12 protein-coding genes and 2 tRNA genes are annotated in these 14118 nt (G+C 68.9%); 4 read left to right on the top strand and 10 right to left on the bottom strand.

The window, feature by feature from the left end; all coding sequences use genetic code 11:
* Positions 1–55 precede the first annotated feature (55 nt).
* The 4 genes from ndk to ACWY4P_RS35470 all read right to left on the bottom strand — a co-directional run bounded on the left by ndk (position 56) and on the right by ACWY4P_RS35470 (position 5178).
* Positions 56–469: a nucleoside-diphosphate kinase gene (gene ndk, locus ACWY4P_RS35485; protein ID WP_456204638.1), complete on the bottom strand. Its 414-nt coding sequence runs from the start codon at positions 467–469 to the stop codon at positions 56–58.
* Positions 470–544: 75 nt separating this feature from the next.
* Entirely contained in the window at positions 545–889 is a 345-nt protein-coding gene (locus tag ACWY4P_RS35480; RefSeq protein WP_456204637.1) for a DUF4233 domain-containing protein, read from the bottom strand.
* A gap of 1 nt (position 890) precedes the next feature.
* Positions 891–2393 carry a bifunctional tetrahydrofolate synthase/dihydrofolate synthase gene (gene folC, locus ACWY4P_RS35475; protein WP_456204636.1) on the bottom strand — a complete coding sequence of 501 codons (1503 nt, stop codon included), beginning with the start codon at positions 2391–2393 and terminating at the stop codon, positions 891–893.
* Positions 2394–2541: 148 nt separating this feature from the next.
* Complete coding sequence (locus ACWY4P_RS35470; protein ID WP_456204635.1) at positions 2542–5178, bottom strand: valine--tRNA ligase; 2637 nt, start codon at positions 5176–5178, stop codon at positions 2542–2544.
* Positions 5179–5299: 121 nt separating this feature from the next.
* Between ACWY4P_RS35470 and ACWY4P_RS35465 the strand changes: the two genes are divergently transcribed.
* Genes ACWY4P_RS35465 through ACWY4P_RS35455 form a run of 3 tightly spaced genes read left to right on the top strand, consistent with a single transcriptional unit; the run spans position 5300 to position 8197 of the window.
* Entirely contained in the window at positions 5300–6244 is a 945-nt protein-coding gene (locus tag ACWY4P_RS35465) for a hypothetical protein (protein WP_456204634.1), read from the top strand.
* Between the two features lie 31 nt (positions 6245–6275).
* The gene (locus tag ACWY4P_RS35460; RefSeq protein WP_456204633.1) at positions 6276–7271 is read left to right on the top strand and encodes a hypothetical protein; all 996 of its coding nucleotides are present in this window, start codon (positions 6276–6278) and stop codon (positions 7269–7271) included.
* 53 nt (positions 7272–7324) lie between these two features.
* A complete protein-coding gene (locus tag ACWY4P_RS35455) occupies positions 7325–8197 on the top strand; it encodes a hypothetical protein (RefSeq protein WP_456204632.1) in 873 nt (290 codons plus the stop codon).
* A gap of 96 nt (positions 8198–8293) precedes the next feature.
* On the opposite strand, the gene clpX is transcribed toward ACWY4P_RS35455, so the two are convergent.
* The 5 genes from clpX to ACWY4P_RS35430 all read right to left on the bottom strand — a co-directional run bounded on the left by clpX (position 8294) and on the right by ACWY4P_RS35430 (position 13123).
* Positions 8294–9580: an ATP-dependent Clp protease ATP-binding subunit ClpX gene (gene clpX, locus ACWY4P_RS35450; protein WP_319685578.1), complete on the bottom strand. Its 1287-nt coding sequence runs from the start codon at positions 9578–9580 to the stop codon at positions 8294–8296.
* Positions 9581–9758: 178 nt separating this feature from the next.
* The gene (locus ACWY4P_RS35445) at positions 9759–10430 is read right to left on the bottom strand and encodes an ATP-dependent Clp protease proteolytic subunit (RefSeq protein ID WP_456204631.1); all 672 of its coding nucleotides are present in this window, start codon (positions 10428–10430) and stop codon (positions 9759–9761) included.
* A 52-nt stretch (positions 10431–10482) separates the two neighbouring features.
* Complete coding sequence (locus ACWY4P_RS35440) at positions 10483–11097, bottom strand: ATP-dependent Clp protease proteolytic subunit (RefSeq protein WP_456204630.1); 615 nt, start codon at positions 11095–11097, stop codon at positions 10483–10485.
* 326 nt (positions 11098–11423) lie between these two features.
* Positions 11424–12881 carry a trigger factor gene (tig, locus tag ACWY4P_RS35435; RefSeq protein WP_456204629.1) on the bottom strand — a complete coding sequence of 486 codons (1458 nt, stop codon included), beginning with the start codon at positions 12879–12881 and terminating at the stop codon, positions 11424–11426.
* A gap of 165 nt (positions 12882–13046) precedes the next feature.
* A tRNA-Pro gene (locus ACWY4P_RS35430) sits at positions 13047–13123 on the bottom strand.
* 173 nt (positions 13124–13296) lie between these two features.
* Between ACWY4P_RS35430 and ACWY4P_RS35425 the strand changes: the two genes are divergently transcribed.
* Positions 13297–13370, top strand: a tRNA-Gly gene (locus ACWY4P_RS35425).
* A gap of 65 nt (positions 13371–13435) precedes the next feature.
* Here ACWY4P_RS35425 and ACWY4P_RS35420 read toward each other — a convergent pair.
* The gene (locus tag ACWY4P_RS35420) at positions 13436–13630 is read right to left on the bottom strand and encodes a hypothetical protein (RefSeq protein ID WP_055414018.1); all 195 of its coding nucleotides are present in this window, start codon (positions 13628–13630) and stop codon (positions 13436–13438) included.
* Positions 13631–14118 lie beyond the last annotated feature (488 nt).

Raw genomic sequence — 14118 nt, 5'->3', positions numbered from 1 at the left:
ACGGCCGCCCCTGGTCAGCGGGGGTGACGATGTGATGAACGGTCAGCGGTGAGGGTCAGGCGAGCCCGGGGAAGAAAATCTTGATTTCCCGCTGGGCGGACTCTTCGGAATCGGAGGCGTGAATCAGGTTCTCCCGCACGATCGTGCCGAAGTCACCCCGGATGGAGCCCGGCGCCGCGGCGATCGGGTCGGTCGGCCCCGCCAGCGCCCGTACGCCCTCGATGACGCGCTCGCCCTCGACGACCAGCGCGACGACCGGGCCGGAGGCCATGAACTCCACCAGCGGCTCGTAGAACGGCTTGCCCACGTGCTCGGCATAGTGCTGCTCCAGCACATCGCGGCCGAGTTCGCGCAGCTCCAGCGCGCTGATCGTCCAGCCCGCCTTCTTCTCGATGCGGCTCAGGATCTCGCCGGTCAGTCCGCGTCGTACGGCGTCGGGCTTGAGAAGGACGAGCGTGCGCTGGGTCACTGCGAGAACTCCTTGAAAACGTGGCATGCGGGTGATGCTGTGCCGCCGAGGCTACATGGGTGAACGACGGCCACGTTACGCAGTGTCAGCAGGGGCGGCGGCGAAGCGCGCCTTCGCCTCGTCGACCTTGCGGCCGAAGTGGACCGAGGCCCACCACAGCGCCGCGAAGGCCGCGCCCAGAACGTACATGGTGGTGACGATCGTGCCGCTCAGCACCAGGCCGATCTGCAGGGCCCAGCCGATGTGCACCGCGCCGGGGCGGCCGAGCATCCCGCACAGCAGGACGCACAGCGCCATGGCGATGCCGCAGACCGTCCATACCGTGGCCACGGACAGGCTTGAGGTCTTCATGGCCACCAGCCCGGCGAAGCCGATCACAAAGAATTCACCGATCAGTGTGGACGCGCAGAGCGTTCGCATGTCAGCCCTTTCCCAGGAGCAGCCGGGCCTCGCCGACCGTTATCACCGAGCCGGTCACCAGCACGCCCGCGCCGGCGTACTCGCTCTCTTCCTCCGCCAGCGTGATCGCCGCCTCCAGGGCGTCGTCCAGCCGCGGCTCGACCTGCACCCGCTCCGCGCCGAAGACCTCCACGGCGATGGCGGCCAGCTCGTCCGCGTCCATCGCGCGCTGGGTGGAGTTGCGGGTGATCACCACCTCGGCGAAGATCGGCTCAAAGGCCTCCAGGAGGCCGCGCACATCCTTGTCGCCGCTCGCGCCGACCACGCCGATCAGCCTGCTGAAGCCGAAGGCCTCGGTGACCGCCTCGGCCGCCGCCCGCGCGCCGGCCGGGTTGTGCGCGGCGTCCAGGACCACGGTCGGGCTGCGGCGCACGACCTCGAGACGGCCCGGAGAGGTGACGGAGGCGAAGGCGGTCCGGACGGTCTCGATGTCGAGGGTGCGGGCGTGCTCCGAGCCGACGCCGAAGAACGCCTCCACGGCGGCCAGCGCCACCGCCGCGTTATGCGCCTGGTGGGCCCCGTACAGCGGGAGGAAGACCTCCGGGTACTCACCGCCGAGGCCGCGCAGGGTCAGCAGCTGACCGCCGACCGCCACCTCGCGGGAGAGCACGCCGAACTCCATGCCCTCGCGGGCGACCGTGGCGTCCACCTCGACCGCGCGCTTGAGGATCACGGACGCGGCCTCCACGGGCTGCTGGGCCAGCACCACCGTGGCGTCCTGCTTGACTATCCCGGACTTCTCGGTGGCGATCTGCTCCGGTGTGGTGCCCAGCCGGTCGGTGTGGTCCAGCGAGATCGGCATGATCACCGCGACCCCGGCGTCGATCACATTGGTGGCGTCCCACTCGCCGCCCATGCCGACCTCGACCACCGCGATGTCGACCGGCGCGTCCGCGAAGGCCGCGTACGCCATGCCGGTGACCACCTCGAAGAACGAGAGCCGGTGCTCCTGCGAGCCGTCGACCATGTCGATGTACGGCTTGATGTCCTGGTACGTCTCGATGAAGCGCTCGGCGGAGACCGGCGCGCCGTCCAGGCTGATCCGCTCGGTGATCGACTGCACATGCGGGCTGGTGTAGCGGCCGGTGCGCAGCTCGAAGCCGCCCAGCAGCGACTCGATCATGCGGGCGGTGCTGGTCTTGCCGTTCGTCCCGGTGATGTGGATCGAGGGGTACGCGCGCTGCGGGGAGCCGAGGACGTCCATCAGCGCCTCGACGCGCACCAGCGAGGGGTCGAGCTTGGTCTCGGGCCAGCGCCCCGCGAGCTCCGTCTCCACCTCCCGCAGCGCCCGGTCCAGCTCCGGGTCGGCCGGGCGGGAGGGCACACCGTCCCCCTGCGGCGGCCCGGCCTGGGTCCGCAGCGTCCGGCTCCCGGCCTCGATCACGGCGAGGTCGGGGTCGCGGTCGGTCTCGGCTCCGACGATCTCGTCGAACTCGTCGGGTTCGTTCTGGGGGCTCTCGCTCACGCCGCCCAGTCTACGAGGCACCGCTGACAGCCCCGGGCAGCCCCGGCGGCTCGAGGCCGGTCCGCGTCCGCGACGCACGGGAGCCCGGCCGGGGCGTTCCCCGGCCGGGCTCCCTGCGATACGAGCGCGCCGTCCCCGGCGGCCGGGCTCAGCCCTGGGGCAGGGCCGCCAACTGTGCGGTGATCCGGGCGATATCGGCATCGGCGGTGGACTGCCGCTGCCGGATCCCCTCCACGACGTGGTCGGGCGCCTTGGCCAGGAAGGCCTCGTTGTTCAGCTTCGCCGTGGTCTGCGCCTTGTCCTTCTCGGCGGCCGCGAGGTCCTTGGCCAGCCGCTTGCGCTCGGCCTCGACGTCGATCGCGCCGGACAGGTCCAGGGCCACGGTCGCGCCCGCGACCGGCAGCGAGGCGGTGGCGGTGAAGTCCGCACCGGCCGGCTGCAGCCGCAGCAGCGAGCGCATGGCGTCCTCGTGGGCCGCCAGCGGGGTGCCGGACAGGTCGAGCCGCGCCGGGACCTTCTGGCCGGGCTGAAGGCCCTGGTCGGCGCGGAACCTGCGGACCTCGGTGACCACCTGCTGGAGGGTGGTGATCTCCTGCTCGGCGGCGGCGTCGCGGAAGCCGCCGTCGCGCGGCCAGTCGGCGATGACGACGGACTCCCGGCCGGTGAGCGCGGTCCACAGCTTCTCGGTGACGAACGGGACGACCGGGTGCAGCAGCCGCAGCATCACGTCCAGGACCTCGCCGAGCACCCGCCGGGAGGTGTTGGCCGCTTCGCCGCCCTGGGCGAAGGTGGTCTTGGACAGCTCGACGTACCAGTCGAAGACCTCGTCCCACGCGAAGTGGTAGAGGGTGTCCGACAACTTGGCGAACTGGTAGTCCTCGTAGTACGCGTCGACCTCGGCGACCACCGTGTTCAGCCGGGACAGGATCCAGCGGTCGGCCGCCGACAGCCGCTCGGCGGCGGGCAGTTCGCCCTCGACCGTCGCGCCGTTCATCAGCGCGAAGCGCGTCGCGTTCCAGATCTTGTTGGCGAAGTTGCGGGACGCCTGGACCCAGTCCTCGCCGATCGGCACGTCCACGCCGGGGTTGGCGCCCCGGGCGAGGGTGAAGCGGACCGCGTCCGAGCCGTACCGGTCCATCCAGTCCAGCGGATTGACCGCGTTCCCGAAGGACTTGGACATCTTCTTGCCGAACTGGTCGCGCACCATGCCGTGCAGGGCGATGGTGTGGAACGGCGGGGTGCCGTCCATCGCGTACAGGCCGAACATCATCATCCGGGCGACCCAGAAGAACAGGATGTCGTAGCCGGTGACCAGGACCGAGTTCGGATAGAACTTGCCCAGGCTGCCGGTGTCCTCCGGCCAGCCGAGCGTGGAGAACGGCCACAGGCCCGAGGAAAACCAGGTGTCCAGGACGTCGCTGTCCTGCGTCCAGCCCTCGCCGGACGGCGGCTGCTCGTCCGGTCCGACGCACACGACCTCGCCGTTCGGCCCGTACCAGACCGGGATCCGGTGGCCCCACCACAGCTGGCGCGAGATGCACCAGTCGTGGAGGTTGTCGACCCAGTCGAAGTAGCGCTTGGCCATGTCCTCCGGGTGGATCTTCACCCGGCCGTCGCGGACCGCGTCGCCCGCGGCCTTGGCCAGCGGGCCCACCTTGACCCACCACTGCATGGACAGCCGCGGCTCGATGGTCGTCTTGCAGCGCGAGCAGTGGCCGACGGAGTGGGCGTACGGCCGCTTCTCGGCGACGATCCGGCCGTCGGCGCGCAGCGCGCCGACGATGGCGCTGCGGGCCTCCAGCCGGTCCAGGCCCTGGAAGGGGCCGTGGGCGGTGATGACCGCGTGCTCGTCCATGACGGTCAGGCTCGGCAGCCCGTGGCGCTGGCCGATCTCGAAGTCGTTCGGGTCGTGGGCCGGGGTGACCTTGACCGCGCCGGTGCCGAACTCCGGGTCGACGTGCTCGTCGGCGACGACCGGGATGCGGCGGCCGGTGAGCGGCAGCTCGATCTCGGTGCCGACCAGGTGGCGGTAGCGCTCGTCGTCGGGGTGGACGGCGACCGCGGTGTCGCCGAGCATCGTCTCGGCACGGGTCGTCGCGACCACGATCGAGTCGTCGCCCTCCCCGTACCGGATCGAGACCAGCTCGCCGTCGTCGTCCTGGTACTCCACCTCGATGTCGGAGATGGCCGTCAGACAGCGCGGGCACCAGTTGATGATCCGCTCGGCGCGGTAGATCAGCTCGTCGTCGTAGAGCTTCTTGAAGATGGTCTGGACGGCCTTGGACAGCCCCTCGTCCATGGTGAAGCGCTCACGGTTCCAGGCGACGCCGTCGCCCAGGCGCCTCATCTGGCCGGAGATCTGCCCGCCCGAGGTGGCCTTCCACTGCCACACCCGCTCGACGAACGCCTCGCGGCCCAGGTCGTGGCGGGAGACGCCCTCCTTGGCGAGCTCGCGCTCCACCACGTTCTGGGTGGCGATGCCGGCGTGGTCCATGCCGGGCTGCCACAGCGTCTCGTAGCCCTGCATGCGCTTGCGCCGAGTGAGCGCATCGATGATGGTGTGCTCGAAGGCATGGCCGAGGTGCAGGGATCCGGTGACGTTGGGCGGGGGGATGACGATGGCGTAGGGCTCTTTGCCGCTGTTCTCGTCCGCCTCGAAGTAACCGCGCTCTACCCAGCGCTCGTACAGCTGCCCCTCTACATCGGCCGGCGCGTACTGGGTCGGCAGTTCGGGGTGGCTGCTGTTCGGCCCCTTGTCAGGGCGCTGCTGAGAGTTCTCGGTCACGACCGCAGTCTAAAGGGACGCGGCACTCCGTTACGAACAAGTTGTGGCCCCGCCGCATGGGGAGGGCATCCCGTCAGGAAGGATGTTGCGCACCTGTCATGGGCATCGAAGAGAGGGCACGATGAGCTACCACCAGCCGCCGCCGCAGCCCGGGCCCTATGGGGCGCAGCCGGGACCGTACGGCGCCGGTCAGCCGCCCGTGCCCAATAATCCCTACACCCAGGAGCCGGGCTACGGCTATCCGCCCCAGGGCGGGCAGCCGGGCGGCTACGGCGGTTCCGGTACGTACGGGGGCTACGGCCAGCCGAGCCCCTATGGCCAGCCGAATCCGTACGCCCAGCCGCCGCAGCAGCAGGCACCGCCCCCGCAGCAGATGCCGGGACCCGGCTACGGCTACCCGCAGCAGCCGCAGCCGCCCGCGCCCGGTGGCCGCCGCCGCGGCAGAGCCCTGGGCATCGCGGTGGGCGTGGTGGTGGCCCTGGGGGCCGCGGCCGGCGGGGCCTACTTCCTGCTCGGCGGGGGCGACGACGGCCCGTACAAGTTGACCACCCCGAAGACGGTCGCCGGCGACTACCAGCGCCAGGGGGCCGGCACGGACGAGAACGACCTGTCCGAGTCCGGCAAGAAGGACCTCCAGCAGGTGCCGGTCGTCAAGGATCCGCATCTGGTGGCGGCCGACTACCAGTCCTCGGGGAAGAACATGATGAAGTTCACTGGCGTCTGGGGCGATGTGACCGACCCGAAGCGGGGCGCGGACCTGTCCCTGGCGGTCATCGTCAAGGCGCTTCAGGACAACGGCACGGCGCAGGCCCAGGGCAGCGCCCAGGAGTTCTCCCCCGACGGCTTCGACGGGGACGTCCTGAAGTGCCAGTCGTTGAAGTTCACCTCGGATCAGGGATCCGTGGAGGCGCCCGCGTGCGTCTGGGGCGACAAGGACACCTTGGGCGTCACCGTGATGGTGGACCCGGCGGCCGCGGTCCTGGGCGGCGGCGGCATGTCGCTGCGGGACGCCGCGGAGCTCACCGTCAAGGTGCGCGACGACGCGCGCGTCCAGATAGACAGCTAGCAGCAACAACGGCAACAAACGAAGGACAGACATGAGTTACAACCAGCCGGGCCCGTACGGCCAGCAGCCCCAGCAGCCGGGTCCCTACGGGCAGGGCGGCGCGGCCGGACAGCCCGGCTACGGCTACCCGCAGCAGCCTCCGCAGCAAGGCGGCGGCTACGGCCAGCCCAACCCCTATGGGCAGGCTCCCCAGCCCCAGCAGCCGCCGCAGCCCCAGCCCGGGTACGGCTACCCGCAGCAGCAGCCCGCCCCCTACGGCCAGCAGCCGTACGGGCAGCCGGGCATGCCCGGGCCGTACCAGCCGACGCCCCCGCCGAGCGGCGGCAACAAGAAGGGCCTGGCGATAGCCATCGGCGCGGTGGTCGTGGTGGCCGCGGTGGTCGGCGGGTTCCTGTTGTTCAACAACAAGGACGACGACAAGGGTGGCAGCGGCGGGAACGGGGGCGGTGGCAAGAACGTCGTCGCCGACGACGGCAAGCGCTACAAGCTGACCGCACCCCAGACCGTGGCCGGTGAGTACACCAAGGTCAGTAGTGGTGGACTCAGTGAGCAGGATGCGAACGACTTCGAGAAGTTCGGCGTCACGAATCCGAAGCCGGAGAGCGGGAAATACAAGTCCGGCGAAGGCGTGAGCCAGAAGCAGCTGGAGTTCAACGGCGTCTGGGGAGAGGTGAAGAACCCCGAGGCGGTCGTCGACGGCGCCTTCGCGAAGATCGCGGAGGAGGCGGAGGGCGACCCCTCGACGGGCGGCGGCGGCAAGGCCGAACTCGTGGGCAGCCCGCAGAAGGTCACCCCGGCCGGCCTGGACGACGCCGTGATGAAGTGCCAGAACGTGAAGTTCACCGGCGTCACCTCGACCACCAAGAGCTTCACCATCCCGCTGTGCATGTGGGGCGACAACAGCACCATCGGCTATGTGGTGGTCTCCGACGTGTCGTCCGCGATCTCCGGCGGGGGTATGTCGATCGACACCGCCGCCGACATCACCGCGAAGGTCCGCAAGGACACCCGCGTGGAGATCAAGTAGCCGCCCGCCCAGCGAAGTTCACAGGCCGCAGCCCGGAGGGGATACCCCACACCATGAGCTACAACCAGCCGCCGCCGCAGCCCGGCCCCTATGGCGGAGGCCAGCCCAACCCCAACCCGTACGGGGGCGGTCAGCCCAACCCGTACGGCGGGTCGCAGCAACCGCCCTCGGAGCCCAATCCGTACGCGCAGCAGCAGCCGGGCTACGGCTACCCCCAACAGCCGTCGCAGCAGGCGGGCTACGGCTACCCCCAGCAGCCGAACCCCTATGGACAGCCCCAGCCCCAGCCCCCCTTCCCCGGGCCCGGCGCGCCCGGCGGGGGCCGGAACAAGACCAAGATCATCGCGATTTCGGCGGCCGGGCTCGTGGTGGTCGGCGCGATCGTCACCGGTGCCGTGGTGCTGAGCCAGGGCGACGACAAGCCCAAGGCGATGAAGCTGGTCACCCCGAAGACGCTGGACGACGGCACGTACACGCTGGACAAGGGCACCAAGGACCTGCAGAACGAGGGCACCAGCGTGCAGGACAGCATGCCCGAGGGCGCCACCTCGGTGCTGGCTCAGTACACGCGCGCCGAGGACTCGAACTCGGGGCTGGCCTTCTCCGGCATGTACGGAGAGTTCAGCGACCCCGAGAAGGTCCGGGGCCAGATGTTCAAGGGCTTCGAGGGCGGCGACGCCTCGCCGGAGGTGGAGCAGAAGCGCAAGACGTTCCAGCCCGACGGCGCCGACGGCCCGACCATCGAGTGCGAGGTCGTGAAGATGTACGACCGGCTGTACGCCCCGGCCTGCGCCTGGGCGGAGAAGACGGACGCGGCGATGGTGCTGGATGTCAACGCGGAGAACACGAACGCGGACGACGCCGACATGGAGGCGTTCGCGAAGGTGACCGCGGGCATCTACAAGGACACCCGCAAACCCGCCTGAGAGGCGCGCTGACGCCACAAGACGCGAAGGAGGGCCCTCGGGAAACCCAGGGCCCTCCTCGCGTCTTGTGGCGGCTTCCAGCGCCTTGCGGCGGCCTTACGCGCTCTTCTCGTGGCGCTCGCCCGGCTCGCTGCCGCGGGTGCGCGGCACGAGCGTCGGGTTGACGTTGGAGTGGACGACGTCCTCGGTGATGACGACGCGGGCGACGTCCTTGCGGGACGGCACCTCGTACATCGCCGACATCAGGACCTCTTCGATGATGGCGCGCAGGCCGCGCGCGCCGGTGCCGCGCAGGATCGCCTGGTCGGCGATGGCCTCCAGGGCCGGGCGGTCGAAGTGCAGTTCGACACCGTCGAGTTCGAAGAGCCGCTGGTACTGCTTGACCAGCGCGTTCCGCGGCTCGACGAGGATCTGCAGCAGCGCCTCGCGGTCCAGGTTGTGGACGGAGGTGATGACCGGGAGGCGGCCGATGAACTCCGGGATCATCCCGAACTTCACCAGGTCTTCCGGCATGACCTCCTGGAACTGGTCGCTCGCCTCGATCTCGCGCTTGGAGCGGATCGTGGCGCCGAAGCCGATGCCCTTGGCGCCGGCCCGCGACTCGATGAGCTTCTCCAGACCGGCGAAGGCGCCGCCCACGATGAACAGCACATTCGTCGTGTCGATCTGGATGAACTCCTGGTGCGGGTGTTTGCGGCCGCCCTGCGGCGGCACCGAGGCCGTGGTGCCCTCCAGGATCTTCAGCAGCGCCTGCTGAACGCCCTCGCCGGAGACATCACGGGTGATCGAGGGGTTCTCGCTCTTGCGGGCCACCTTGTCGATCTCGTCGATGTAGATGATGCCCGTCTCGGCCTTCTTGACGTCGTAGTCGGAGGCCTGGATCAGCTTCAGGAGGATGTTCTCCACGTCCTCGCCGACATAGCCCGCCTCGGTGAGGGCGGTCGCGTCGGCAATGGCGAAGGGGACGTTGAGCATCCGGGCGAGCGTCTGCGCCAGCAGGGTCTTGCCGGAGCCGGTCGGGCCGAGAAGCAGGATGTTGGACTTCGCCAACTCGATGCCGTCGTCCCTGTTGTGGGCGCTGTTCTCGCCCGCCTGGACCCGCTTGTAGTGGTTGTAGACGGCGACGGAAAGCGCCTTTTTCGCGGCCTCCTGGCCGACGACATAGCCCTCGAGGAACTCGTAGATCTCACGCGGCTTGGGGAGTTCCTCCCAGCGCACCTCGGAGGTCTCGGCGAGCTCTTCCTCGATGATCTCGTTGCAGAGATCGATGCACTCATCGCAGATGTACACACCCGGGCCCGCGATGAGCTTCTTCACCTGCTTCTGGCTCTTCCCGCAGAACGAGCACTTGAGCAGGTCGCCGCCGTCACCGATGCGTGCCACGAGGTGATTCCCCTTCGCCTTGGATCCGCTCAGTTCCGCGAATCCGGGTGCTTGCGCTGCGCTTTCTGCTTCTGTTACCGGGGGCGGACGCCAGCCCCCTATGACGGTACCTTGCCCAGGGCCCGGTTCGGGCCCCCCTTGGCCCTACTCGGTACAAGGGGGGCGCCGATACCGGAGCTCAGCCCAGGCCCACCGAGGTCTTGCGGGTCGAGACGATCTGGTCGATCAGACCGTACGACAGCGATTCCTCGGCCGTGAGGATCTTGTCCCGCTCGATGTCGTCGCGGATCTTCTCGATCGGCGTCGTGGAGTGCTTGGCCAGCATTTCCTCGAGCTGCGAACGCATCCGCAGAATCTCGTTGGCCGCGATCTCCAGGTCGGAGACCTGGCCGCGCCCGGTCTCGCTGTACGGCTGGTGGATCAGCACGCGGGCGTTCGGCAGCGCCATCCGCTTCCCGGGCGTGCCGGCGGAGAGCAGCACGGCCGCGGCGGACGCCGCCTGACCCATGCAGACCGTCTGGATGTCGGGCTTGACGAACTGCATCGTGTCGTAGATGGCGGTCAGCGCGGTGAACGAGCCGCCGGGCGAGTTGATGTAGATCGAGATGTCGCGGTCCGGGTCCATCGACTCCAGGCACAGCAGCTGCGCCATGACGTCGTTGGCGGAGGCGTCGTCGATCTGCACGCCGAGGAAGATCACACGCTCTTCGAAGAGCTTCGCGTACGGGTCGTACTCCCGGATGCCCTGGGAGGTCCGCTCGACGAAGCGCGGGACCACATAGCGGGCCTCCGCCTCAGGGCCGGCGTAACGGGCGTACAGGCCGCTGCCGGGGGAATTCTGGGTGTTCACATGCACCGTCCTGGTGATGAGCAGTGGGCTGGTTCGACTGGGAGCGGGCGGCTCAGGCCCCGGTGCCGCCGCCTCCTGGGATGTGTGCGGCGGAGGCGATGACCTCGTCGACCAGGCCGTACTCCTTGGCATCCTGGGCCGAGAACCAGCGGTCGCGGTCGGAGTCGCGGGTGATCTGCTCAACGGTCTGGCCGGTGTGGAAGGCGGTGAGGTCGGCCATCTTCTTCTTCGTGCGCAGCAGCTGCTCGGCGTGGATCTTGATGTCCGACGCGGAGCCCGCGAGGCCCGCGGACGGCTGGTGGATCAGGATCTCGGCGTTCGGCAGCGCGAAGCGCTTGCCGGGGGTGCCCGCGCTCAACAGGAACTGCCCCATGGAGGCGGCGAGGCCCATGGCGATGGTGATCACGTCGTTCTTGATGTACTGCATGGTGTCGTAGATCGCCATGCCGGCCGTGATCGAGCCGCCCGGAGAGTTGATGTAGAGGTTGATGTCCTTGTCCGGCTCCGCTGCGAGCAGAAGCAGCTGCGCGGTGATCTTGTTGGCGATTTCGTCGTCGACCGGCTGGCCGAGGAAGATGATTCGCTCACCGAGCAGCCGGTTGTAGACCTGGTCGCCGAGGCCTCCGAAGGTCGGCTCGCCGGCGGCGGAAGGCATCGTATTCGTCACGTATCCACCTGCTCGTCTCTGACGGCGACTGGCCGTCTCAGCGTCTTCTTCTGGGACGCGGGGGCGTAACCGCCGGTACGCTCCGGCGGGCTCGTGGGACTCCCCTGCCCTCGTATCTACGGACCCTAACGCGCTGGTCGGCGGCCGCCATCCCGCATCAGGAACTGTTCGCTCTGAGCGCAGGTTCCTGCCGGTGGCGGGGCTGGGCGGGGTCCGGGGCGGGGGCTGCCCAGGGCGCCTCACAGGACCCGTGGAACCACGAACGGGCCCGGACGCGCTCTGACGTTCGGGCCCGTTCGTACGGGCTGCGGAGGGCGGCCGGGCGATCAGCCCTCGGCCTTGTCCCCACCCTTGTCGGCCTTGTCGGCCTGGTCTGCCTCGACGGCGGTCTCCTCGGCAGAGGCCTCGGCGGCCGGCTCCTCGTCGGCGGCCTCGACGGCCTCGACCGTCTCGCCGGTCTCGGCAGCCTCGTCGTCGTCCTCGAGGTCGACGGTCTCACCCTTGTCGTCGACCACCTTGGCGGCCTCGACCACGACCGCGAGGGCCTTGCCCCGGGCGACCTCGCCCACGAGCATCGGCACCTGGCCGCCCTCGACGACGGCCTGGGCGAACTGGTCCGGGCTCATGCCGGAGGACTGCGCACGGCGCATCAGGTGCTCGGTGAGCTCCTCCTGGCCGACGGACAGCTTCTCCCTGTTGACCAGCTCGTCGAGCACGAACTGGGTCTTGATGCCCTTCTCGGCCTGCTCCTTGAGCTCCGCCTCGAACTCCTCGGCGGTCTTCTCCTGCATCTCCAGGTAGGCGTCCAGGGTCAGACCCATCTGGCCCAGCTGGTGGTGCTCCAGGTTGTGCTTGCGGGTCTGGATCTCGTCCTCGAGGAGCTTCTCGGGGATCGGGACCTCGACCAGCGCCAGCAGGGCGTCCAGCACGTTCTCCTGGGCCTGGGTGGCCTGGTCGAACTTCTTCGACCGCTCCAGGCGCTTACGGGTGTCGGCGCGCAGCTCATCGAGGGTGTCGAACTCGCTGGCCAGCTGGGCGAAGTCGTCGTCCAGCTCGGGCAGCTCGCGGGCCTTGACCTCGGAGACCTTGACCGCGACCTCGGCCTCCTTGCCCTGGGCGGAGCCGCCCTTGAGCTCGGAGGTGAAGGAGGCGGAGCCGCCGGCCTCCAGGCCGGTGACCGCCTCGTCGATGCCTTCGAGCAGCTCGCCGGAGCCGATCGTGTAGTTGACTCCGGTGGCCACGCCGTCCTCGAGGACCTCGCCCTCGACCTTGGCCTCGAGGTCGACGACCACGATGTCGCCCTCGGCGGCGGCGCGCTCGACCGCGCTGGTGGTGGCGAAGCGGTCGCGCAGCTGTTCGACGGCCTTGTCGATGTCCTCGTCCGAGACCTCGACGGAGTCGACGGTGACCTCGATGCCGGAGTAGTCCGGGATCTCGATCGCCGGGCGCACATCCACCTCGGCGGTGAAGGCCAGCAGCTCGTTGTCCTTGAGCTCGGTGATGTCGACCTCGGGCTGGCCGAGCGGGTTCAGCTCGCCCTCATTGACCGCGTCGGAGTAGAACTTCGGGAGCGCGTCGTTGACGGCCTCCTCCAGCACCGCACCGCGGCCGAACCGCTGGTCGATGACACGGGCCGGGATCTTGCCCTTGCGGAAGCCGGGCACCGTGACCTGCTGGTTGATCTTCTTGTACGCCGCGTCGAGGCTGGGCTTGAGCTCCTCGAAGGGCACCTCGACAGTGAGCCGAACCCGAGTCGGGTTCAGGGTCTCCACGGCGCTCTTCACGGTTCGGTCTCCTTGGGGCTGACTTCTCGGTGTTCTGCTGCGTTGCTGTCGTGCGTTTCAGCGGTTCGCGCCCGGCAGAGAAAGTCACAGACGCGCAGCTTGCATAGTAACCGCACGCATGACGCGGCCCACAATGCGATCTTGCGCTCATGACAAACGTGATGGTGGTCGGGGTGGCCGGATTCGAACCGACGACCTTCCGCTCCCAAAGCGGACGCGCTACCAAGCTGCGCCACACCCCGTCGGTGCGACACGTAGGGTACATGCCCGCGCAGGCCCCGGCTGCCGCTTTTTCGACTGGTGGGCAAGGGTGTGCGGGATGCGGTGCGGACCCGCTACGATGCTTCCCGTGCCGCAGGCCGAGCGATGACGCTCGGCGACCACGCCCGGGACATCCGGCGGGGCGGCGACACAGGCGGGCGTAGCTCAATGGTAGAGCCCCAGTCTTCCAAACTGGCTACGCGGGTTCGATTCCCGTCGCCCGCTCCATGGCTCACGGCCCGGTTCCGGGGATTCTCCCGGCGCCGGGCCGTACGCGTTTCCCGGGATCCGGGTCAGATGTCGATTTCGCTGATCGAATGCGAGACCGAGTCGAGGAAGTCCTGGATGTTCGGCGCCAGGTCGGACGAGGCGAGCAGGAACCCGAAGAGCGCCGCCACGAGGGCCGGCCCCCAGGTGATCTTGCCGTTGCGCACCATCAACACAAGGATGATGCCCACCAGCACCACCAAAGACACAGATATGACCATGCCTGATCACACACCCTCGGTCGCTACGCATCTCACCGGCTCGGAAGCACGCGACCTCGCACACCCCCGCGACACCATCGTGCCATCAACTCCCCCCGCGCTGGAGCCGCATGACGGCACCGCCGACCCTTCGCCCCGCAGCTCATCTACCCAGCGAACCACCCGCCGAAGCGGTCCCAGCTGAGCCCAGCCGAGCCCGGGCGGAGTGACACCGCCCACAATTCGAGGACCTGCCCGACGATCGGAATTGGACTTGATCACATAGTCCGGCGGGAAATTCCGAATTGACGGCGAGCCCGTTCCCGCGGGCCTGAGCGTAACGACAAAGCACCAATGAACCAGACATTCCGCCAGAGCCGCTTGCGGGGCATATGTCGCCATTTAAGCTGGATGAAACCCGACAGATCGGGCACCCCTGGGCCGCCATATCGCATGATCGGATCACTTTGTCGACTTACCTCCGGCAGATGCCTGCGTCCGCCATGTAT

The sequence above is a fragment of the Streptomyces sp. LZ34 genome (assembly GCF_053890475.1).
Note: the sequence above shows the minus strand (reverse complement) of the source record. Positions and strands in the feature narration are given on the sequence as shown.

What these genes read in the sequence shown, in the direction of transcription:
- ACWY4P_RS35480 (WP_456204637.1), bottom strand. Translation starts at nt 889, where the DNA reads ATGCGAACGCTCTGCGCGTCCACACTGATCGGTGAATTCTTTGTGATC.
- ACWY4P_RS35465 (WP_456204634.1), top strand. Translation starts at nt 5,300, where the DNA reads ATGAGCTACCACCAGCCGCCGCCGCAGCCCGGGCCCTATGGGGCGCAG.
- ACWY4P_RS35460 (WP_456204633.1), top strand. Translation starts at nt 6,276, where the DNA reads ATGAGTTACAACCAGCCGGGCCCGTACGGCCAGCAGCCCCAGCAGCCG.
- ACWY4P_RS35455 (WP_456204632.1), top strand. Translation starts at nt 7,325, where the DNA reads ATGAGCTACAACCAGCCGCCGCCGCAGCCCGGCCCCTATGGCGGAGGC.
- ACWY4P_RS35420 (WP_055414018.1), bottom strand. Translation starts at nt 13,630, where the DNA reads ATGGTCATATCTGTGTCTTTGGTGGTGCTGGTGGGCATCATCCTTGTG.